Here is a 22,730-nt window from a genome sequence, read left to right on the forward strand (position 1 = left end):
ACTGCCGTCGCTGTAGACGCGCAGGAGGTCGCCTCGCCGCCTCGATCTCGAGGCGGACCCGTTGAAGCATGCACCGGTAGTGCGAGCTCACGACCGAGTGCATCACCTCGCCGCCTCGATCTCGAGGCGGACCCGTTGAAGCACCGACAAACCGATCTGGCTGGTGCCGGTCGTCAACTCGCCGCCTCGATCTCGAGGCGGACCCGTTGAAGCGCCACGAGGCGGCCAAGGGCGGCTTTGCCCACTACTCGCCGCCTCGATCTCGAGGCGGACCCGTTGAAGCAAGCCCGGCGTCGACGGCCACGTTCACCTCGACGACCTCGCCGCCTCGATCTCGAGGCGGACCCGTTGAAGCGGTGATAGCGCGCGCGGGCGGCCGCGCTGCTCAAGCTCGCCGCCTCGATCTCGAGGCGGACCCGTTGAAGCCTCGAGCGAGTCTCTGAACCGCTTGCGCTCGTCCTCCCTCGCCGCCTCGATCTCGAGGCGGACCCGTTGAAGCTCGAGCTCGTACGCGCTGGCCTTGTCGAGCCCCTGGACCTCGCCGCCTCGATCTCGAGGCGGACCCGTTGAAGCACCAGCTCGGTGACGCGGCTCCGCGTCTGGTTGACCCTCGCCGCCTCGATCTCGAGGCGGACCCGTTGAAGCACGCCGAGCGCGCGCGCGATGCCGGGGATCCCGGCCTCGCCGCCTCGATCTCGAGGCGGACCCGTTGAAGCACGCCGAGCGCGCGCGCGATGCCGGGGATCCCGGCCTCGCCGCCTCGATCTCGAGGCGGACCCGTTGAAGCGCCCTGCAGGGCCGTGTTGGGGCGGCGCTGGGTGAGGCCCTCGCCGCCTCGATCTCGAGGCGGACCCGTTGAAGCTACGCGCTGACCTGCGACTCGCTGAGCGTCTCGTCCACCTCGCCGCCTCGATCTCGAGGCGGACCCGTTGAAGCCAGATCGCGCGGAGGTTGGCCTTGCCCTTGGCCGCCTCTCGCCGCCTCGATCTCGAGGCGGACCCGTTGAAGCGACATGGTGGCGCGGAGACGGCGGACCAACTCGCCCCCTCTCGCCGCCTCGATCTCGAGGCGGACCCGTTGAGGCCCGAGCGCCGTCGAGACGCCCGCGGCGGTCGAGAGACTCGCCGCCTCGATCTCGAGGCGGACCCGTTGAAGCCGCATCGAACCCGAGCTCGGCCAGCGGCCCGAGAACTCGCCGCCTCGATCTCGAGGCGGACCCGTTGAAGCGTTCCAGGTCCGCCGGTGCCGAAGGAGCGCGGGCTCTCGCCGCCTCGATCTCGAGGCGGACCCGTTGAAGCTGCATAATCGGGATGCAGCCCTCTCTCAAGCCACTCTCGCCGCCTCGATCTCGAGGCGGACCCGTTGAAGCTTGACGCAGAACCGGTGCGACACGCCGAGGCCGGGCCTCGCCGCCTCGATCTCGAGGCGGACCCGTTGAAGCAACGTCTGGCGCACGCTCCCCGTCGCCGCCGACGCGACTCGCCGTCTCGATCTCGAGGCGGACCCGTTGAAGCGCTCGCCGGAACGACGATGAGCGGCCGGAGGTTTCTCTCTCGCCGCCTCGATCTCGAGGCGGACCCGTTGAAGCACGAGCGCCCGCGCCAGCTCGCCGAACGGTGCCGAGACGGCCTCGCCGCCTCGATCTCGAGGCGGACCCGTTGAAGCCGCGCCTCGGCGGGCCATCGTTCGAGGTCGCGCGCCTCTCGCCGCCTCGATCTCGAGGCGGACCCGTTGAAGCTGCCGGACGTCGCCACGGATGCCCGTGCGCCCCGCTCGCCGCCTCGATCTCGAGGCGGACCCGTTGAAGCGGAGGGGGCAGCGCTGGCCACCGTGCGAGGCGATGACTCGCCGCCTCGATCTCGAGGCGGACCCGTTGAAGCGTCGCTTCGTACTTCGTGTGGCGCGTGCTGTACGGCCTCGCCGCCTCGATCTCGAGGCGGACCCGTTGAAGCAACCGGTGCCAGAAGACGCTGAGTCGACCCGTCACGACGACTCGCCGCCTCGATCTCGAGGCGGACCCGTTGAAGCTTCAACGCGCGCGGCCTCTCCGGCGCCGGCGGCGAGCTCGCCGCCTCGATCTCGAGGCAGACCCGTTGAAGCTCGTGGGCGGCGATCGACTGGGAGGTCGGGTAGCGCTCGCCGCCTCGATCTCGAGGCGGACCCGTTGAAGCACGTTCGCGCGCGGCGCGAACGTGGACAGGATTCTGGACTCGCCGCCTCGATCTCGAGGCGGACCCGTTGAAGCAAGGATGATGGTGTCGATATCGCGCTGGGGGGCGCTCCTCGCCGCCTCGATCTCGAGGCGGACCCGTTGAAGCAAGCGGGCGGGCTTCGTGTCGCGCGGCGCGATCGACTCGCCGCCTCGATCTCGAGGCGGACCCGTTGAAGCAAGGCACGGTTCGCAACCCGAGGCCGAATGTCACCTCGCCGCCTCGATCTCGAGGCGGACCCGTTGAAGCGGCAGCCGCGGGTTCACCCGCACCAGCGCCTCGAGCCTCGCCGCCTCGATCTCGAGGCGGACCCGTTGAAGCTTCTTCGCCTGTTGCCATTGCTGCAACTCTTGCCACTCGCCGCCTCGATCTCGAGGCGGACCCGTTGAAGCCGCGTGGTCGTGCTGCGGGTGCCGCGGGTCACTCATGCTCGCCGCCTCGAGATCGAGGCGGACCCGTTGAAGCGATCGCGGCCGTCGCTCGCTTCTACGCCGCGCAGGCGCTCGCCGCCTCGATCTCGAGGCGGACCCGTTGAAGCGAGCCGGTGACGTTCAGCGCGCTCCCGTACACGTCTCGCCGCCTCGATCTCGAGGCGGACCCGTTGAAGCTCGTCCACTTCGGTTGCCTTCAAGATGGCCGACCCCTCGCCGCCTCGATCTCGAGGCGGACCCGTTGAAGCCGGGGTGTGCGCCATGGCTGACGCGCCGACCCAACACACTCGCCGCCTCGATCTCGAGGCGGACCCGTTGAAGCGATGCGTCGACGCCGAGGCGCTTCGCCAGCGCGGCGACTCGCCGCCTCGATCTCGAGGCGGACCCGTTGAAGCAGCAAAGCCTCGTGCTGGCGCGTGCTGGGCTACGTCTGGCTCGCCGCCTCGATCTCGAGGCGGACCCGTTGAAGCCACGTGGAACCTCGATCTCGAGGCGGACCCGTTGAAGCGGGAGACCTCGGCCCTCATTGGCGTGGACGCGTCCCTCGCCGCCTCGATCTCGAGGCGGACCCGTTGAAGCGACAGCAGCCCGCTCATGAGCTTGCCCACCTCCGCCTCGCCGCCTCGATCTCGAGGCGGACCCGTTGAAGCCGAATGCGAACAGCGATTTCATGATTCCTCCACGACTCGCCGCCTCGATCTCGAGGCGGACCCGTTGAAGCTCGGAGCGAACCTTAGCGGACTCGCCGCCTCGATCTCGAGGCGGACCCGTTGAAGCTGTCTTCGACAGCACACATTTGAATTTCATCCTCAATACTCGCCGCCTCGATCTCGAGGCGGACCCGTTGAAGCCCGAAGAAGTCGCGCTGAACGGCCGGGCTGTCCGGCTCGCCGCCTCGATCTCGAGGCGGACCCGTTGAAGCATGATGCTGGCGAGCTGAGGGTCCAGCGCGTACACCCTCGCCGCCTCGATCTCGGGGCGGACCCGTTGAAGCGAGTGGAACACCGACTGTCTCACGTGCGAGGGCGGCCTCGCCGCCTCGATCTCGAGGCGGACCCGTTGAAGCGGCCTCTTGGCGCCCACCGCTGCCGCGCCCCCAGTACCTCGCCGCCTCGAGCTCGAGGCGGACCCGTTGAAGCCCGAGAGCGACGCCGCCGATGAGAGACCCTCCTCCCTTCTCGCCGCCTCGATCTCGAGGCGGACCCGTTGAAGCCGGACAGTTGACGGAGCGACCAGCCGCTCGCCTTCCGCTCGCCGCCTCGAGCTCGAGGCGGACCCGTTGAAGCGAGTCGGCCGCCCGAGCGAAGGGCCTCATCATCCCCCTCGCCGCCTCGAGCTCGAGGCGGACCCGTTGAAGCGACCGACTCGGCGCCAGCGCCAAGCTCGTGCTCACGCTCGCCGCCTCGATCTCGAGGCGGACCCGTTGAAGCAAGGGGTACCTCCGACGAGGCCGTGTTGCCGCTCCGCCTCGCCGCCTCGATCTCGAGGCGGACCCGTTCTCGCCGCCTCGAGCTCGAGGCGGACCCGTTGAAGCCGGTAGCCGCCGACCGTGAGCCGCAGCGCGAAGCCCTCGCCGCCTCGAGCTCGAGGCGGACCCGTTGAAGCACCGCGCCGGGTGAGGCCAGACTCTACCGGCTCGCCTCGCCGCCTCGAGCTCGAGGCGGACCCGTTGAAGCGCGGCAGCCATGCGGGGTAAGCTCGTGTGTGTTCCTCGCCGCCTCGATCTCGAGGCGGACCCGTTGAAGCGTCATACGCTGAAGCCACATGCCGCCGCCCTGGTACTCGCCGCCTCGAGCTCGAGGCGGACCCGTTGAAGCATCGCGGTGACCGCCGCGCGCAGAGACTTCGCCATCTCGCCGCCTCGAGCTCGAGGCGGACCCGTTGAAGCGTGGCGTTGGCGGCGAAGTGATGCCGCTCGGCGTACGTCTCGCCGCCTCGAGCTCGAGGCGGACCCTTTGAAGCCCGTCCTGCTAGATGGCGACCACATCACCAGCAGCCTCGCCGCCTCGAGCTCGAGGCGGACCGTTGAAGCTCTTGGCGATGGGTTGGGTCGAGCGTACTATCTCAACTCGCCGCCTCGATCTCAGGCGGACCCGTTGAAGCCCGATGTCGCCTGGTTGGTTGTGCTCTGCGAGCTGGCGACCTCGCCGCCTCGATCTCGAGGCGGACCCGTTGAAGCATGGAGACGAACCCGAACGCCGAGGTCTACGCGGTCCTCGCCGCCTCGATCTCGAGGCGGACCCGTTGAAGCATTGTCGCCGGGTCCAGCTGGATTCCGGAGAACTCCCTCGCTCGCCGCCTCGATCTCGACGCGGACCCGTTGAAGCATTCGCTCAAGGTCGGCCAGCGAGACTCCGTCCGACTCGCCGCCTCGATCTCGAGGCGGACCCGTTGAAGCCAGGGCGGCGCGGTGAGGGTCGTTTCGTCGGTCGTCACTCGCCGCCTCGATCTCGAGGCGGACCCGTTGAAGCATGCCCGCCCTGCTCGCCTTCGCCAGCATCCTGGCCACTCGCCGCCTCGATCTCGAGGCGGACCCGTTGAAGCTCTTGCGAGCAGGCCTACTGCCTCGGGCCGGTGGCTCGCCGCCTCGATCTCGAGGCGGACCCGTTGAAGCTCGAGCAGGTTAGGCTCCATCGCGTCGATGAGTTCGCCCTCGCCGCCTCGATCTCGAGGCGGACCCGTTGAAGCCTGATCCACTGGTCCAAGCACGTCTTCGGTTCCTCCTCGCCGCCTCGATCTCGAGGCGGACCCGTTGAAGCCCGGCGAGCACGTTCGGCCCGCGCTCGAAGCGGACTCGCCGCCTCGATCTCGAGGCGGACCCGTTGAAGCGGCCCACCCCCGGTCGCCACGAAAGCTAGGGCGCACCTCGCCGCCTCGATCTCGAGGCGAACCCGTTGAAGCTTCAGGGGGTCACGGGTAGAGCTACGGCCTGGCATCTCGCCGCCTCGATCTCGAGGCGGACCCGTTGAAGCAGACCGCCACGGATGCCGCTGGCCTTGTTGGCCACTCGCCGCCTCGATCTCGAGGCGGACCCGTTGAAGCATGTACACGTTATTGAAGTCCTCGTAGGACAGCGCCTCGCCACCTCGATCTCGAGGCGGACCCGTTGAAGCCCCTCGTGCATGGTGCATTGCGCCATCGGAGCCTCGCCGCCTCGATCTCGCGGCGGACCCGTTGAAGCCTTCCAACTTGAGCGAAATAGCGGCGGACGATGACCTCGCCGCCTCGATCTCGAGGCGGACCCGTTGAAGCACGAAAAAAACTCGCCAGCGCGGGCCGGAACCGAAAGCTCGCCGCCTCGATCTCGAGGCGGACCCGTTGAAGCCATCCCCTTCGCGACCGGCATCGCCGGCGTTTCCATCTCGCCGCCTCGATCTCGAGGCGGACCCGTTGAAGCACGATCCCGCCCGACGCCATGACGCCGCCCGCTGCCTCGCCGCCTCGATCTCGAGGCGGACCCGTTGAAGCTGCCGGAACTCTTCGTTCGGTTCGCCGCCCTTCGCTCGCCACCTCGATCTCGAGGCAGACCCGTTGAAGCTTCGGCGGGCGACGACGGCCCTCCTGTTGTGTGCACTCGCCGCCTCGATCTCGAGGCGGACCCGTTGAAGCAAGGTCGTCGGCTTGAGCTTGTCGGCCTCGCGCTGCCTCGCCGCCTCGATCTCGAGGCGGACCCGTTGAAGCACGATAGGGCGGGTCGTCCTCGCCTCCGCCCATCACTCGCCGCCTCGTTCTCGAGGCGGACCCGTTGAAGCGAGCGGCTGGCCGGCATCCCTGTCGGCCTCGTGCGCTCCTCGCCGCCTCGTTCTCGAGGCGGACCCGTTGAAGCTCTCGTCGGGGTTGTATGCGCACCCACGGCTCCGGCTCGCCGCCTCGTTCTCGAGGCGGACCCGTTGAAGCCACATCCAGGTGCAGAAGCAAATCAGCGGCGCGGCTCTCGCCGCCTCGATCTCGAGGCAGACCCGTTGAAGCATGACTGCCTTCAACGCGGCGGAGGCCTACTGACATCTCGCCGCCTCGATCTCGAGGCGGACCCGTTGAAGCGAGATCGCGGACCTGCTGCAGCGCGTCGGCGATGCAGCTCGCCGCCTCGATCTCGAGACGGACCCGTTGAAGCTGGCTGGTGATGATCGAGACGCGCTGCAGCGCCTGCCTCGCCGCCTCGATCTCGAGGCGGACCCGTTGAAGCCACACCACCAGCGCGCGCAGGCCGCTCGATGAGCGACTCGCCGCCTCGATCTCGAGGTGGACCTGTTGAAGCTATAGCGGCGCGGTGGGCTTCGTCTCGGTGGTCATCTCGCCGCCTCGATCTCGAGGCGGACCCGTTGAAGCGTCCGTCATGCCGCCCCTCTGCACCGAAGGGGACCCTCGCCGCCTCGAGATCGAGGCAGACCCGTTGAAGCATCGTCGGCTACTCGAAGTCCGCGCGGAAGATCGTGCCGCCGCCTCCATCTCGAGGCGAACCCGTTGAAGCAGGTTCACGAGCGCAAGGAGGGTTCCGCCCACAAGCTCGCCGCCTCGATCTCGACGCGAACCCGTTGAAGCGTTGAAGCTTCTCGAGTAGCAAAGTAGCCAGGCGACCCACGCCAGGGTCGACGCCGCGGCGACGGTCAAGCAAGTCTCTTGCTATCAACAGTTCGCGCAGCAGGCGGGACATCGACCACATCTGGCCCCGCTCGCTCGGCGGGATCGACCACCCGCTCAATTACCAGGTCCTCGACGCCCACCTCAACCGCAGCCTCGGCGCCGGCATCGTGCAGAAGTTCATGACCCAGCCCCTGGCGCTCGTGCAGGGCCTGACCGTCTCGGCGCTCGCCTCCCTCTCGTGCTGACGGTGCGGCGACCCGCTGGACGCGCATTGTCCCATCATGGAGTGTCTCCCATGGCCTCCAAGGCTCGATATCTCTATCAACGATCTCGCCGAGATGATCCGCGGCGGGCAGCTCCGGCTCTCTGAAATGCAGTGCCGGTATGTGCAGCGTGCCACACGGGACGACGCCGCGCGGCCCGAGGAGGTCCTGCCCGTCGCCACACCACCGACCGTCCTTTTCTGCACCCAGGCATGAGGGCGAAAACAATCACGGCATCCGAAGCTGTTTTTGGGCAACTTTTGGGGCACCCCGAGGCCTCCCGCCGCAATCCGCGCCCTCGCCCGCTCTCCCAGAAGCGCCCCAAAGTGGAGATCCGCGGCGGTTTGCGGATTGGGGGCATTTGGGGGAGCGGGCTAGGCCATGGACATCATTAATCCTCCACGCCCCGGTCTTAGAGACCGGTGATCGCGCCGGCGTCTTCAACGCGCCGATCCGGCGCGGCGGGAATGACATTTGACGGCTGCGCGCTACATCACCTGTGCGCTCTAGAATCGGGTCGACGCCGCTCATGTCGACCGAGGTACGCTAGCCGCCGTCTCGTACGTCTACTGGACGCAGCCCGCCGCCAACAGCCGAGGCGGCGGGTGCGATAGGCGTCGACTCAGGGTTCGAAGGCAGCAACGAACAGGTCCCAGCCGCCCTTGCTCGTCTTGGGTCCGTCACCGAGGTTGATCCCGCCCTGGAACCGGCCCGAGAACGCGACGTCGCCGGCCGCCGATCCGGCGACCCCGAGGCCGCCCTGGTCCGCGTCGTCGCCGAAGTGCTTGCTCCACACGTGGTCGCCGGACGGCGCCAGCTTGAGCAGGAACGCGTCGCTGCCCCCGTCGGAGACCAGCGGGCCGCCGCCGAAGTCGCACATGTTGGTGAAGTTGCCGGTGACGAGCACGTTGCCGGCGCCGTCAGTCGCGACGTTGAGCGGCAAGGCCCCGCCGGCCTGGCCGAGCATCTTGCTCCACCGGTGCGAGCCGTCGCTCTCGAACTGGGCGGCGAAGCCGAACACCTGCGCCGTCACCAGCGGCCCGCCGCCAAAGTCGGCGCTGCCGCTCATCTCGCCGACGAGCGTCACTCGCCCCCCGCCACCGATCGCCAGGCCGCGGCCGATCTGCGACGCGCCATTGCCGAAGCGCTTGGCCCACATTGCGTTGCCGCCGGAGTCGAACCGCGCGAGGAACACGTCCTCGGCGCCCGCGCTGGCGAGCTGACCGTTGCCCGGATTGATGACACCCTGGAATCCCCCCGCTACATACACGTTGCCGGTCGCGTCGGCGGCGAGTGCGGTGACGTACTGTTGCATGCCGTCGCCGAAGCGCAGACTCCACACGTGGGCTCCCGACGACGTGAACTTGCTGACGAATGCGTCGGACAGGCCCGCCGCGTTCATCACGCCGCCGCCCAGGTCGAGCGGGCCGACGAATCGTCCGCCGAGCAGGACGTTACCGCTGGCGTCGACGGCGACCCCGCCCGTATGGACGGACCCGGGGGCAGAGTCGAACGACTTGCTCCACACGTGCTCGCCGTCGCCGGTGAACTTGACCAGGTACGTGTCCTCGGTGTTCTCATTATTCGTCAGCGGGCCGCCGCCGAAGTCGATGCTCCCGTTGAAATCGCCGGTCAGCACGATCTCGCCGGCGGGGCCCACCACGACCCGCCACACGTCCTGGAGGTTCGCGTCGCCGAAGCGCTTGCTCCACAGGTGCTGGCCCGTGGGAGAGAACTTGGCGAGGAGCACGTCCGACCCGCCCTTGGGCGCCAGCGGGCCGCCGCCGAGGTCGATCGGGCCGGCGCTCCAGGCCGCCAGCACCAGGTTGCCGGCGCCGTCGTAGGCGACATGCACGCCCTCGTCGTTTTTCTCGCCGCCGGCGACCAGGCTCCACGCTTGCGCGCCGTCGCTGTCGCACGGGTCGACGCCGTCGCAGTCCTCGTCACCCTCGATCTCGCAGCTCTCCGCGGCCGGCAGGACCTCGCCGTCGCACAGGCCCCACGTCTCGTCCGGGCCGCACGTCTGCTGCCCGGCCGCGCACAGGCCGACGCCGAGAGTGTCGGGCGGGCCGGAGTAGCAGTCCTGCGTGTCGCCAGGGCTGCATTCGCCCGGCACCCCGGTGTCGGTGCTGTCGGGCCCGTTGCTCGGGTCGACGGCCGTGGTCTCGCCCGTCGTGGCGTCGGTGGTCGTGTCGGTCGGGTCGTTCGTCGTCGGCCCCACAGTGGTCGGATCGACGGTGGTCTCGCTCGTCGCCATCGTCGCGCTGCCCTGGCTCTCGGACCCGATGCTCATGGTGCCCGGTCCGCCCGTCGTCGGCGTATCGATGGTCGTCTCGCTGCTGTTCGTCGAGTCGCTCGTGGTCGCGGTCGTCGAGTCGCTCGTGGTCGCGGTCGTCGAGTCGGTGCCGGAGGTCGCGGAGGTCGTGCCAGGCTGGTTCTGGCAGGCGGCGACGAGCGCTGGAAGGAGGACGTATCGGAATCTACCCATGCCCGCCGTATAGCCTGTCGGACCGCTCCTCGCAATCGCCGTCTCCGCGCACACGCGGCGACCGCGAGGCGCCCGGCGAGAGACGCTGCGCACGATCGGGGGCCGCTATTCATCCGCCGCGTCGACTGGCAGCAATGCGAGAACATCCCCTCATCCACGTGGCATCGACGACGGCCGACGCGCAACATCGTGACCCAGCCGGCTCGTGATACGACCGATTCGAGTCTCGGTCACCGCCCCTGGTACGGACTGCGTCGGCCCCCTCTTGCCGGCCATGTCCCTCGATTGGCCGAGTCTCACTTGCCGACGGATCTCCCTGTTCCAGTTGGCGCACCTCGGGGGCCGCCCCCCGTCGACCTGGCCTGCAGGAGTGTCGCAACTTCGCTTACAGCATCACCACCACCCAAGAAGCTCGCTTTCCGCCGGCTCCGGCGAGCGCCTGTCAGGCGCCATTTCCACCAAACCAGCGTCCGGATTGGCCCGGATGCGCCGTGGCGAGTCGCAATGTCATCACCGTGCTCGAGGCCGGATTGACCGACGCGCGCGTGTGGATCGCCATGGAGTACGTGCCCGGGACGACGATGCGCGACTGCCTGAGGTGGGCGAGCCGGGCCAGGCTCCGCGCCTCTCGCGGGGTTCGCTCGCGTTGGCTCGCAGGGAAGGCACGAGTGTCGATCAGCCTGACCGCCACCGTGCGCTCGAGCTGGGGATCGAAGGTGCGGTACACGATGCCCATGCCGCCTTCGCCGATTCGCTCGCGCAGCTCGAAGCGACCGAAACGCGGCGAGCCGGCCTTGCGACTGAACATCGCGGTCATCAGTCGCGCGAACGGGGGCGAGCCCTGCGCCAGTGCCTGCCGCACTCCGGCGACGTGTGGAGGCAGAAGAGGTCACCGGCGCCTCGCGCCGCGCGACGACCTCACAGTTTGTTCAGGTGTACGAGGTCTGCTCGAGTGTCGACAATTTCTCGCGCAGCTCTTCGGCGATCGCGTCGACCCTCGATGGCCGGAAGTCCGCTCAGGGCGCCGACAGCATGAACACCATCACCGCGGCGATGATGACAATTACGATCACGGCGACGTGCATGATCATCGCCGCGCTCGCGGCGGGTGGCGGCGGCGGCGGGGCTCCGAACTGCGGGAGAACCGGCGGAGCGGGCACCTGCGCGCCCTGCCAGGGCGAGGGCGGCGCGGCCGGCGGGGTCGCGCCGGGCACGATCCCCAGCGCGAAGACCTGCCGCAGCGCCTCGACCTTCTGCCGCGCCTCGGCCACGTGGGGGTGCGCAGTGCCGCAATACTGGCAGGCCGGCTTGTCGAGGTCGGCGGGGCCGAGGTTGGAGCCGCAGTTCGTACAACTGACTGGTGCGTTCATGGCGGCTCCGCGGCTCACGGCGTCTTCGACAGCGCGCTCGCCTTGACCCACATCTGCCGCCCGTCGTGCAGCACGACGGAGACCTGTCCCCCGCCGACCTGTCCGACCGTGCAAGGCAGGCGCTGGCCGTCGTCGAGCTGGACGAACACCTGCATGCCTGGGCCGATGCCGTTGGCGATCGAGCCGTAGCCGAACAGCTTGAGCCAGATCCGGCCGAAGAAGCCGACGTTCTTCGACGCCTGATCGTAGGCGGCGGCCGCCTGCGCCTGCGCCGCGGCCATGTGCGCAGCGACGTTCTGCTGCGCCATGTTGCGCGCCATCTGGTTCTCGATCCCCTGCGGTGAGCTGCCGAACGTCGACCCGGGCGCGGCGGGCCCAGCCGCTGCCCCGCCGCCGGCGGTGCGCATGATGTTGACCGCGCGGTGCTGACCGCCGGCGGCGAGGCGGGCCGCCTCCTGTTCGACCATCAGCCCGTAGCCGCCGTACGTGTGCGGGTTCTGGGGGATCCGCTGGCCGGTCCAGGCGCCGGCGATCTGCGTCCACGCGGCCGAGTCGAGGCCGTAGGTCGCGAGCATCCGGTCGAGGCCCCAGGCCTTGGCCGCGGCCGACAGCGCCACGAAGTCCTCGAAGGAGACATCGACCGTCCCGCGCTTGCGCGCGAGCGCGGCCTGGTAGAGCGGCTGGAACGCTTGGGCCACCTGGCCCATCAGCGAGACGTCGCGCATGCGGTCGGTCCAGCCGCGCACGGCGGCGTCCCAGTCGGAGCCCGCGACGCCCTGCGCCTGGACGATGCGGGCCTGCGCCTCGGGATCGTTTTCGTGCCCGGCGACCTCGGCGCAGAGCTCGGCGTATCGTTCGAGGGAGATTCCTTGGATGGGGCTCATTGCTGGATTCACGAGGCCCCCTCCGACGCCGACACCGTCACAGTCTTCACTCGCGATGCCAAATTGTGACGCGCTCTACAACGAGCGTCCCGGCCGCGCGCGCGCTGTCGGCCCATTCTTGCTCGTCACCGCGGTCGGATGCCCGATCGTGCGCACCGGACCGCGTCCTCGCGCGCGATCGCGTGGCCCGAATTCGGGCGAGCGCTCGGCCGCGCGGAGGATCGCGCCGACGTGCCTTTGCGCGAGGGCGACCCATTCAGTAGAACACCGGCGTATCCCCGAGCGCGGTTCGGGGTAGAGGGCGAAAGCCGTCTCCGGGCGGAGGTCGGGTACTTCGCAGGGTGGCGGGCGTGGTCGGACGTCGTGCCGGCCCCGCTCGAGCGCGTCCGTCCCCACACCGCATTGCGCGGGTGCATTGTGCAATCGGGGTTGACGGCGTCGGGCCGTGTGCGCAAGGCGGCGGGGTGGCGACGATTCCTTATCGTCCTTCGAACTCGAGCGACATCGCCTCGCCGCGGATGTTGACCACGAACGCGCGACCGTCGATGGCGAGCCCCGCAACAGCCGTGCCGAACTCCGGTGGGAGCGGGACGGAGGGAGTGGACGTCCCGCGTCGGAGGTCGACTACCTCGACCGTCTCGGTCAAGCCGCCGACGACGACGAGACGGTGGCGCGCGGGCAAGATGACGGCCACCGGTCCCAGGGAGCGCTCGTCGTGGAGCTGGCCCACGGTGGTCCATGCATTCGCCTGGGCGTCGAATCGTTCGATCTCGGGGATGCCCCATGCTTCGCGATAGTCGGCGTTTCCTCCGAGCACGAGGCCAGTCCCGGCGAGGAGCACCCCGACGTGCTCGTGCCGGGGCTGGACGTCGCCGGCGCGCCAGCGGTCACGCCAGGGATCCCAGCGCTCGAAGCGAGAGACGAGGAATGCCTTGCCCGAGGTGTCGCGCCCGTCGCCGCCGTGCACGATGGCCCCCCCGCGCGTGAGCGGAAACGCGACGGCCCCGCTGCGAGCGTGCGTCAGATCGGCTGCCTGGGTCCAGTGGTCAGTGACTGGATCGTAGACGTCGACGCGCGAGAGGGGAGCACCCGTCGCGTCCACTCCGCCCGCGACGAGGACGCGGCCGTCCGCGAGGCGTGCGGTGGCTTGCCCGAGGCGGGCGACCGGCAGCGGAGCGGCGATATCCCAGGTGTCGCGGCCCGGATCGTAGCGCCAGGTCTCGCTCGTGCTCCGATCGTAGGTGCTGGTCTCGCCGCCGCCCACGACGAGGATGTCGCCCCCACGGAGGACGACGACGTCGTAGTCGATCCGCGGTCGCGGCAGAGGGGCGCGCGGCGCCCATGCGCCGGTCTTGGGATCCCGTTGCACGAGCCCTCGCGTCGTTTCAGTCGCCGCCAGCGCGAGGACGCGCTGCTTCGAGACGCGAACGAGCACGCCTGCCGCGTCGGCGCCCGGGCCCGGTCGTGACACCCAGGAAGCCTGCTCGGCGGGAGCGGAGGCGGCGAGCAGGAGACGACCGACGAGGAGGATAGAGAGCACAACTGCCACGATATCACCTCTGTGGCCCCGGCGACGTTGAGCGTGCATTTGCCCGACGCCATCGAGGTCGCGTCGCTGATCGTTTTATAGAATTCGCGAGAAAGATCGCGGCGGCCGGGAACCTCGCGGCCGGGCGTCCGTGGGACGGGGCGAACGAAGGGTAAGGTTCTTGTTCATGCGCCACAGCCTTCTCGCGCTGCTCGTCGCCGTCGCCTGCACCCCGAACACCACCGATCCGGTCTCGGCCGGGCCGCCGGCCGCCGCTCCCTCGCCCGCTGCCGCATCGTTGGTGCCGTCCGTGAACGCCGACCTGCGCCCGCGCGACGCCGCCGCGTCCGCTGCCCTGGCGACTCCGCTGCGCTGCGATCGCGCGATCCGGTGCGGCGAGATCGGGGCCTCCGAGCGCGAGCGTTGTCTTCGCGCGACGCCGCGCGAGAGCGTCCTCAACGGCACCGAGCGCGCCCTGAAGGCGGGCCGCTATCGCTTCGATCCGGAGCTCGCGGCCGACTGCCTCAAATTCCTCGCCGAGGCGCCATGCCACGTCGCGTACGAGGCGGTCCCTGACGGCTGCCTGAGCGACGCCGGTTTGCGCCCCGCGGTGCCGCCCGGCGGCGCGTGCGAGCACAAGGACGAGTGCATCGATGGCATCTGCACCGGCTCGTATGCCTGCCCGGGGGTCTGCCGGGCGCTCACGTCCGAGGTCGGCGGGCGCTGCGATTGGGATACACCGTGCAGCGAGCACCTCTTCTGCGACGGCGGAACCTGTCGCCCGCGCGGCGACCTCGGCGCGGCTTGCGAGGGCATCGGGGGCACCGGGGAGGGCTGTCGACCCGGCCTCCTGTGTCAATACCCGCTGGACGGCGGCCACCCGCACAAGCCGCAGCCTGCACGACTCGGCTCGTGCCAGCTTCCGCGCGGCGTCGGTCAACCGTGCCGCAGAACCGTGCACGACCATGACGACTGCGCCGCCGAGTACTTCTGTGACTTCGGCCTTGCCACGCCCGTGTGCCGCGCTCGGCTGCCTTCGGGGGTCGCGTGCCCCTCGGTCGATGCATGCGCCGATGGCCTGCGTTGCGACGGCCTCTGGCTCGCCGATCACTCCACCGTCTACGACATCGTCGAGCTCCCCATAATCAAGCGCGACGAGGTGCGCGCGCTGGTCAGGCCTGGCGTCTGTCGCCCCGTCGCCGACCAGGGCAGCGCGTGCGAGTTCACCGCCGACGCCACGCACTGCCCCGCCGACATGCGCTGCAGCGAGGACAACGTCTGCGTCGCGCGCGGCGACACCGGCTCGGCCTGCGAGAGCGACCGCGACTGCGGCGACACGCTCTACTGCGACGCGGCCAGCCGCACCTGCCGGCCCCAACTCCACCTCGGCGAGCCTTGCTCGCCCGTCACGATGGATGACGATGCCTGTGGGTTCGATACCTGCGACCCCTGTTTGTTCGGCACCTGCGACCCGCGCGCCCGCCGTTGCGTCCCCGACTGCGGCCCCGACGACTGACGTGTTTCCTCAGCGACCTTCACCTTCGCCAGCCGCTCCGCTGTCCGGAGCCTGTCAATGACTTTGAGACACGGTGCTGGTCAGGTTTAGTGAATGTGAGATTTCGCCGGAAAGGCGCTCGGAGGATGGACCCGTCGTGCTGCGCCTGTCCGTAAGGACATGGACGTCGTACTCGCGAAGATCGCGGTCGGGACGCCGCGGGCTCTCGTGCTTGAGTCGCCATCAGATTCATGCCTCCGTTGACTCGCCCGATTGCAGGCCGAACGCCACCCTCGGGTGCTCTTCGACGAACGTCGATCCCGACGAAGCAAGGATTTCGACGAGACGACTCCGTTGCGGACTTGTCGCATCGGTGATAGTCGACCTCGACACGCGCTCGCCCCTCGATTGCTCCTCGGTGCAGCCCGTTTGGAAGGCATTCCTGGTGTTCCTCATCGCCGCATGCACAGCAAGATTTTCGACCGGGCTACACCGTTGCTGACTCGCCGCATCGGCGCCCGACGGCCTCGCCCCGCGCACGCCCTGCCTACTCGATGGCTCCTCGTTGCCGCTCGCTTGGAAGGCACTCCTGGTGCTCGTTGTCGCCGCAGGCACGGCAAGACTTTCGACCGGGTTACACTGTTGCTGACTCGTCGCATCGGCGCCCGACGACCTCGCCCCGCTCACGCCCTGCCTACTCGATTGCTCCTGGTTGCCGCTTCTCTGGATGGTTGGGTTGCTCATGCTCTTGATTCACGGACTCGCCCTGCTCTCTAAATTTCGCTAGGGCCGTGTCTCACACGACATTGTCAGGTAGGGGTCCGCACCAGGTGCAGCCGTCCCGGCAGGTCTCGCTGAGCGGCAAGGCGCCGCCGCTCGACCCATAGTGCGTGGCATCCTGTCGAGTGACGGGGCGAGGCTTCTTGGCCTATGGGTGCGGACCGTACCAAACCGCCCCGCTCTCGCGCCCGTTCCACCGCTCTCTGTCCTCGTTCGCTCCCCACGAGCGTGTGAAGGCAATGCGCCAGCCGGAAGGCCCCGCCCAGCTCGGTCGACCTGTCCGGCGGCCTCTGGCCACGGACTTGGGTCGTCGCGCCGTTTCGCACTAGCGACCGCGCCGGCGCGCGAACCAGGCCGGGACCGTGGTGCCCGGCGGGACATCGTCGCCGTCGAAGGCGAAGCGCCCGGCGAGGTCGTCGGGCGCGAACTCAGGGCTCGACCACGTCGCGCCGAAGTCGCTCGTGCGGTAGGTGTAGCGCCCGGGCGCGGTGCCGCTGATTGGTGCCGCCGGGTCGTCGTCCCAGCGCACCACCAGCGCGCCGCGGCCGGCGGCGTCCATCTGCAGCCCCTCGACGCCGGCCATGTAATACGGCTTGCGCACGTGGCCGCGGAGCCGCCAGCTGCGCCCGCCGTCCTCGCTGGTGACGATCGCCAGCGTCCACGACGGAGCCTCGACGGCCGAGTCCGCGACCAGCCAAATCCGCCGGCGATCGTGGGATGTCTCGACGACGACCCACCGCGCCTGCGTGAGGTCGTCGACACGCTCGAGGTCGATCAGGTTCGGTCGCGCCTCGCTCGCCGGATCGAACCACACGATCGCGGGACGGGTGGCGGTCGGCAGCGACGGGCCGTACGAGGCGAAGACGACCCCGGGGAGCGTGTCCGTCGGTTGCAGCGAATCGACGGCGATCCACGGCTGCAGCTCCTCGACACTCACGGGACGGCTCGCCAGGGCGACGTCGGCGGCGACGAACCACGGCTCGACCTCGGACGGTGGGGGAGTCGGCTGCCGCGGTCGCCCGGCGTCGACGGTAGGTTGCCCCGTACACGTCGCAAGGACGAGCGTCAGCAGGCATGCGCGCATGCGTGGACCGTATCGGGCCGCGCGTCGCCGGTCAAACCGCGAGGATCAGCGCACGCGCACGGCGACGACCGAATGATCGTCCATGTCGTCGCGCCGCGAGACCGCGTGCGTCAGCGCGGCCACCGTGCGTTCGGGCGAGGGGGGTGCATCCGGCGAGGGTAGCTTCCGAGAGCCGTATTCACGCGGTTTGATCAGCGCACGAACGCGTCCCCGTACTCGACGTCGGCGACCGCGATCTCGACCGCCGCGGCGGGGCCGAACCAGGCCGGCCGCGGGTTGTCCGCCTCACTCCTCGTGGAGGGCCGTCCTGGCCAGCTCGCCCGTGGCTGGATCGACGACGGCGTAGTAGGTGCCCGGTCCCCGGCCAGCGACGGTCGGATCGACCTCGGTGACGACCGTCTCGCGGAGTACGCCGCGGACGATGACGGTGCGGTCGGAGAGCGCGTAGTCGCCGTCGACGTCGACGCCGTGGACGGTCGGCTGCTTCGTGCGGGTCTGCGGGCCGATGATCGTGACCGTCTTACCGACCGCGGCGGCCGGCTGCGAGCGATCGGTGATGACCGTCTCGCCGGGGTCCGTGAGCGCCGTCGGGGCCGCGGGCGGAGGGCTACCGGCCTGACCGCAGGCCGCGAGCAGGACGATCAGGAAGGCGAGGCTGCGCATGCGGAGATCTTAGTTCAACGGAGGATGCTCGTCGCCCGCTCGACCTCCGACTCGTGCAGCTTGGGGGAAACACGCGCCGGGGTCCGACTGCGCGCTGTAGACCAGCGGCGCCGCCGGCCCCTCGTTCGGCTCACCGCGGCGATCCAGGACGCGACGGCCCCAGCTCGATGAGCGCCCCGAGGCTCATCTGTACGAGCTGGGCCATGAGCGCGCTATTGTTGTGGTTCCCGGCCGCGTTGGCCGTCACCGCCACCCACGTGCGTCGCCCCGGCACCTCGCCGACGGCGGCGCCGAAGCCGAAGTCGTTGCGACCCGAATAGGAGTACGCCGCCTCGCCGCCGACCGACAGCGCACGCGTCCCGAGGATCTCCCTGCGGAAGGCGTCGCGCGTCTGCGCGTCGAACAGCGCCCCCGCCTCGACCGCGGCGGACCACTTCACCAGGTCATCGACGGTCGAGACCAGCCCGCCGTTGCCCATCAGCGCCCACGACGGCTCCGGCCAACAAGCGGGCGAGTTGCAGCCGAAGCGGTCCTCGTCGTAGCCGACGGCGACCTGTCCCTCGGGCCATAGGTCGTCACCGTACAGACCCGTCCGCGTCATCATCGCCGGGGCGAACAGGCGGGTCTGGAGGTACTCGGCGAACGGCACGCCCGCCGCCTCCTCCACGACCGCGGCGAGCAGCGTGTAGCCCGAATTCGAGTACGCCTCGGTCGAGCCGGGCGAGAACTGCAGCGCCTGTGCGAAGATCCGCTGCAGCGCGGTCGCGCGATCCATCGCCTCGAAGTCGCCCTGCGTATCGTGATACTCGTGGAAACCGGCCCGGTGGGTGAGCACCTGCGCCAGCGTGATCGCGGCCTTGTCGGCGGGCACGCCCTCCAGCAGCGCACCCAGCGTGTCCTCGCGCGCCAGCACACCCTCGGCCGCGAGCTGGTAGATCGCCGCCGCGGTCATGACCTTCATGATCGACCCGCAGTCGAACGCGGTCCGGCTGTCGTTCTCGAGCCCGCGCGCGCGGTCGGCCAGGCCCACGCCCCCGTGCCACACCAGCACGCCGTCGCGGATGATCGCCACGCTGCCGGAGAAGCCGTCCTCGCCGGCCCGCAGGGCCTGCTCGCGCAGCCGCTCGGCCGACGCCAGGACGCCGATCTCGGTCGTCTCGCAGGCCAGGAGGCCCAGCGCCAGCGCTTCCTGCATCGGCGGCTCGCATGTCTCTTGGGCCAGCTCTCCCTTCTCCGGCGTGTACGAGTCGTCGAACTGGACCTCGATGTCACCCGACACGTCGATCGTCAAGCTCTCGGCGGCCAGCCCGATCTCCGCGATGCACTCGCGGTACACACTCTCGGCCGCTGCGAGCGCGCTCGGACACTGCGGCGAATCACCCGCCTCGCACGCGACCAGCATCACCCACGCGACGGCAAGCCGCCATGTCGCGCCCCGGTTGTCTCGATTCATGACACCTCCGCGACCTCAACGAGACCTGTCGCGCGGAAGTTCCGCCCGCGCCGCTGCGATCGCCGCCTCGACCTGCTCGCACCCCACGTCATCCACCGCGGCGTCGACCTTCAGGAAGCCGCGCGTCACCGCCACGCGGCCGCAGGCGCCGTCCAGGCTCACCTCCTCACCATCGGCGACGACGCTGAGCGCGGAGCCTTCCGCCGTCCGGCGCACCCAGACGACGCCCTGCACCACCTCGACCACGACGCGGCCGTCGCCGCGGCGGCGCCACTGCACGTGCGAGCCGGGCTCGCCGACCACCTCGGCGACGCCCGGCACCTGCAGATGGGTGCGACCCGCGGCGCTCGCGGACGCGGGCGGTTCGGGGCGCAGCATCGCCGCTGCGCCGACCAGAAGCCCGCCGACCGTCCCGCCGACCGCGAACGTCCGGGCCAGCGCCCACCGCCTCTCGGCAGGCCGTGCGGGCGCGCCGGCGTCGGCCCGCTCCAGCACGCGCTCGGCGAAGCCCGGCTGCGGCGCGGGCGCGCCCCAGCCGTCGAGCAGCCGGTCGATCTCCTCCGACGTGTCCTTTGGGTCAGCCAACGCGCTCCTTGATGAGTAGCTGTTCGAGCCGCGTGCGCGCGCGGTGCAGCCGCGACTTCACCGTCCCGAGATCGATCTGCAGCGCCTCGGCGATCTCCTGGTACTCGAGGCCGTGGAGCTGGCGCAGCACCAGCACGCTGCGCTGCTCGGCCCCGAGCTCGGCGAGGGCGGCCTCGACGCGCTGCCCGAGCCGGCGAAACTGCGCCAGCTCGTCAGTCTCGCGCGACGGCAGGCGATGCACCGTCTCGTCGAACGACTCGAGCGGCACGCGTTTGCGCCGCAGGTGATCGATGGCGACCCGCGCCGCGATCGTCACGATCCACTTCCTGAGGTGACCGGGCCCGTGGTCCTCGAAGCGAGGCAGCGCTCGATGCACGCGCAAGAACGTCTCCTGCGCCAGGTCTTCGACGTCCGCCAGGGCCGCGCGGAACAGCATCTGCGCGAGCACGGCATGCACCGCGTGCTGATGCGCGACGACCAGCGCACGAAAAGCCTCGCGGTCTTCCCGCGAGGCTCGCTTCCGCACGTTCGCCTCGAGTTCGTCGGACACGGAGGGCTCGCCCAGGTTAACGAGAGTGGCTCCCGCCGAGTTCCGCCGCGCGATGACCGACAGCTCCAGCACTGCCAGTGAGCCGACGACCTCGACCGCGAGCCCACCACCACCGACGCCACCATCACCGCCGCCGAGTCCACGACAGGAGGTCGCTGCAGCGGCCAGGAGCACGCAAGGCAGGGTTTCCGTCATGGAGTCGTTCGCGCGCGGCGTGGCGTTGAGTCGGTCTCCGCGGCCCCCGCGCGTTGCCCCCGCGGCGCGCGGCCTGCTATCGATCGCCACCATGTCGCTCCGCGTCGCCCCGCTCGTCCTCCTCGCGCTCGCCGCCTGCTTCGTCGACGGGGCCTCCATCACCGACGGAAACGGGCCGGGCACCGCCGCGCCGCAGACCACCACCGCCGCTGTCACCAGTGACATGCCCGAAAGTACAGGTGGCCCCACGACCGGCGCGGAGCCGACGACGGCCGACACCGCGACCACCGGCAGCGTCACCACCAGCCTCGACACCGGCACCACCGTCGCGCCGCCGGAGACCTGCCCGTGCTTCGGGGGCGACGGGCCCTACTGCGGCCAGGGCGTCGCCGTCGAGGCCGCCGCGGCCGGCTGCGAGATCGCCGTGCTCGCCGGCCATGAGGGCGACATCCTCCACTGCGAGGCCGGCGAGTGGAGCCTCGACGCGGCCTGTGAGGCCGGCTGCGAAGTCACCGCCCCGGGCGAGGCCGACGCGTGCCTGCTGCCGGTGTGCGACTGCTTCGTCAAGGAGGCGTGGTGCGGCAGCGGGGCGGCCGCGCACGGTCTCACCCTGGACCCGCCATGCACCGTGCCGCTGGTGCCGGAGCACAACAACGACATCCTCGGCTGCGATGGCGAGACGTGGATCGTCAAGCAAGAGTGCGAGAAGGGCTGTCACGAGGAGATGGTGGGTGTGCCCGACAGCTGCAACGATGACTCCGACTACAAGCTGCCGTACGCGTGCGGCGACGCGTTCACCTGCAGCCAGGCCAACTTCGGCTCCTCCCACCAGGGCAGCCAGGCCTACGCGTGGGACTTCGCCATGCCCAGGGGCACTCCCGTGCATGCCGCCCGCGGCGGCACGATCGCCTACCTCGAGGTGCGCTCGCCCAACGGCTCGCAGTGCTACGATCCGCCGGGCCTGCTCGAGGCGTGCCACAACAAAGCCAACTTCATCGGCATCAAGCACGCCGACGGCACCGTCGCGCTCTACATGCACCTGCAGGAGATGAAGGTCCAAAAAGGCGACGTCGTGCAGCAGGGCCAGCTCATCGCCCTGTCCGGCAACAGCGGCTACACCTCCGGCCCGCACCTGCACTTCCAGCTGCAGAACGACTGTGGGATCTGGTTCTGCAGCTCCGTCCCGGTCAGCTTCGCCGACGCCCCCGGCCTCGCCAAGAACGACAAGGTAACCTCGGGCAACTGCCCGTGAGCGCGTGCGCCTTTCGTCTGCGACCGCGGCCGGGCCGGGTCGTATGTCCTTCAGGACATGACCTGCGATCGTCGGGGAACCGTCCCACAAAATATTTCGATTCAGTGCGCTTCATCCCCACCCATCGCCAGAGGGGGCGCGGCGACGCCGGAGTGTGCTACCCTGGCCGCGTGTCGAGCGACATCCGACGAAGACTCTGCGTGCCGGCGCTCCTTGCTGTGTCGACCGTGTCCGCGGCACCGGCCTGTAGCGACGACGAGAAGATGACGGAGCCGACGACGGCGGCGACGACGACGGACGCGACCGACAGCACGACGACAGGGACGATCACCGGCACGACGATGGACCCGACCATGGCGACGATGGTCACCGGGACGGACACCGGCGCGGTGCCCGAATGCAGGATGATAAAGGATCAATCTACCTGCGAGGCGACGCCGCTGTGCATGTGGCCGCCGGAGGAGTCGGAGTGCATGCTCGATTGCATGCAGATCGACGACGAGGCCGTCTGCATGGCGACGCAGGAGTTCTGCACGTGGGTCGACGGCAAGTGCGAGATGCTGGTCATATGATAGCATCCCCGGCGGCCCGGTCGGGCTGCGAGACCATGCTCCACTGGATGCTCCATCATTGGCCACTCCCCGGCGGAGTGGCCGCCCTCGCCGCAACTCTCACTGCACGTTTCACGCGTCTTGATGCCGTCGGCCGAGGAGGTTGCCGGGTCAGCACCTATGATGGCGTCGCCGTATCGGTGCTGGTGTCGCCGGTGGTCGTGCCGGTCGTGTCGGTCCGCCACTCGACGCCCGGCAGCCGACTTTGATGACATCGCCGCTCGCATACAGGTGGTCATATACCCCGTGGGCTTCGGCGACGAGGTAGCCCGTGTAGCCTAGAGCTGCGTGAAAGGCGTCGGCG

At 69.6% G+C, this 22,730-nt stretch carries 13 protein-coding genes and 1 CRISPR repeat array (1 of these 14 cut by a window edge); of the genes, 3 read left to right on the top strand and 10 right to left on the bottom strand.

Annotated elements, in window-relative coordinates; all coding sequences use genetic code 11:
* Positions 1 to 3,111: a CRISPR direct-repeat array (repeat unit 36 nt; unit sequence CTCGCCGCCTCGATCTCGAGGCGGACCCGTTGAAGC) (it extends 1,993 nt beyond the left edge of the window).
* A gap of 4,999 nt (positions 3,112 to 8,110) precedes the next feature.
* From OV090_RS41095 to OV090_RS41115, 5 genes are all read right to left on the bottom strand, one after another.
* Positions 8,111 to 9,976 carry a nucleotide-binding protein gene (locus tag OV090_RS41095; RefSeq protein WP_267710337.1) on the bottom strand — a complete coding sequence of 622 codons (1,866 nt, stop codon included), beginning with the start codon at positions 9,974 to 9,976 and terminating at the stop codon, positions 8,111 to 8,113.
* A 442-nt stretch (positions 9,977 to 10,418) separates the two neighbouring features.
* Positions 10,419 to 10,793 carry a hypothetical protein gene (locus tag OV090_RS41100; RefSeq protein WP_267710338.1) on the bottom strand — a complete coding sequence of 125 codons (375 nt, stop codon included), beginning with the start codon at positions 10,791 to 10,793 and terminating at the stop codon, positions 10,419 to 10,421.
* Positions 10,794 to 10,992: 199 nt separating this feature from the next.
* Positions 10,993 to 11,346: a hypothetical protein gene (locus OV090_RS41105; RefSeq protein ID WP_267710339.1), complete on the bottom strand. Its 354-nt coding sequence runs from the start codon at positions 11,344 to 11,346 to the stop codon at positions 10,993 to 10,995.
* A gap of 14 nt (positions 11,347 to 11,360) precedes the next feature.
* Complete coding sequence (locus tag OV090_RS41110; RefSeq protein ID WP_267710340.1) at positions 11,361 to 12,230, bottom strand: hypothetical protein; 870 nt, start codon at positions 12,228 to 12,230, stop codon at positions 11,361 to 11,363.
* Positions 12,231 to 12,708: 478 nt separating this feature from the next.
* Positions 12,709 to 13,770, bottom strand: a complete 1,062-nt coding sequence (locus OV090_RS41115) for a kelch repeat-containing protein (protein WP_267710341.1) — start codon at positions 13,768 to 13,770, stop codon at positions 12,709 to 12,711.
* Positions 13,771 to 13,945: 175 nt separating this feature from the next.
* Between OV090_RS41115 and OV090_RS41120 the strand changes: the two genes are divergently transcribed.
* Positions 13,946 to 15,274 (top strand): hypothetical protein, encoded by a 1,329-nt coding sequence (locus OV090_RS41120; RefSeq protein ID WP_267710342.1) that lies wholly within the window; start codon positions 13,946 to 13,948, stop codon positions 15,272 to 15,274.
* Between the two features lie 1,084 nt (positions 15,275 to 16,358).
* Here the strand turns inward: OV090_RS41120 and OV090_RS41125 are convergent.
* The 5 genes from OV090_RS41125 to OV090_RS41145 all read right to left on the bottom strand — a co-directional run bounded on the left by OV090_RS41125 (position 16,359) and on the right by OV090_RS41145 (position 20,656).
* Complete coding sequence (locus OV090_RS41125) at positions 16,359 to 17,117, bottom strand: hypothetical protein (protein WP_267710343.1); 759 nt, start codon at positions 17,115 to 17,117, stop codon at positions 16,359 to 16,361.
* A gap of 285 nt (positions 17,118 to 17,402) precedes the next feature.
* Positions 17,403 to 17,780 (bottom strand): hypothetical protein, encoded by a 378-nt coding sequence (locus OV090_RS41130; RefSeq protein WP_267710344.1) that lies wholly within the window; start codon positions 17,778 to 17,780, stop codon positions 17,403 to 17,405.
* A 130-nt stretch (positions 17,781 to 17,910) separates the two neighbouring features.
* A complete protein-coding gene (locus tag OV090_RS41135) occupies positions 17,911 to 19,233 on the bottom strand; it encodes a serine hydrolase domain-containing protein (protein WP_267710345.1) in 1,323 nt (440 codons plus the stop codon).
* A gap of 15 nt (positions 19,234 to 19,248) precedes the next feature.
* Positions 19,249 to 19,818: a hypothetical protein gene (locus tag OV090_RS41140; RefSeq protein WP_267710346.1), complete on the bottom strand. Its 570-nt coding sequence runs from the start codon at positions 19,816 to 19,818 to the stop codon at positions 19,249 to 19,251.
* Positions 19,811 to 20,656: a sigma-70 family RNA polymerase sigma factor gene (locus OV090_RS41145; protein WP_267710347.1), complete on the bottom strand. Its 846-nt coding sequence runs from the start codon at positions 20,654 to 20,656 to the stop codon at positions 19,811 to 19,813. The genes OV090_RS41140 and OV090_RS41145 overlap by 8 nt, the downstream gene beginning before the upstream one ends.
* Between OV090_RS41145 and OV090_RS41150 the strand changes: the two genes are divergently transcribed.
* Together OV090_RS41150 and OV090_RS41155 are read left to right on the top strand one after the other, a co-directional pair.
* Positions 20,655 to 21,815, top strand: a complete 1,161-nt coding sequence (locus OV090_RS41150) for a M23 family metallopeptidase (protein ID WP_267710348.1) — start codon at positions 20,655 to 20,657, stop codon at positions 21,813 to 21,815. The genes OV090_RS41145 and OV090_RS41150 overlap by 2 nt on opposite strands.
* A 227-nt stretch (positions 21,816 to 22,042) precedes the next feature.
* Positions 22,043 to 22,387, top strand: coding sequence for a hypothetical protein (locus tag OV090_RS41155; protein ID WP_267710349.1), 345 nt, complete (start codon positions 22,043 to 22,045; stop codon positions 22,385 to 22,387).
* The last annotated feature ends 343 nt before the right edge of the window (positions 22,388 to 22,730 follow it).

The sequence above is a fragment of the Nannocystis sp. RBIL2 genome (assembly GCF_026626745.1).
Classification (GTDB): Bacteria; Myxococcota_A; Polyangia; order Nannocystales; family Nannocystaceae; genus Nannocystis.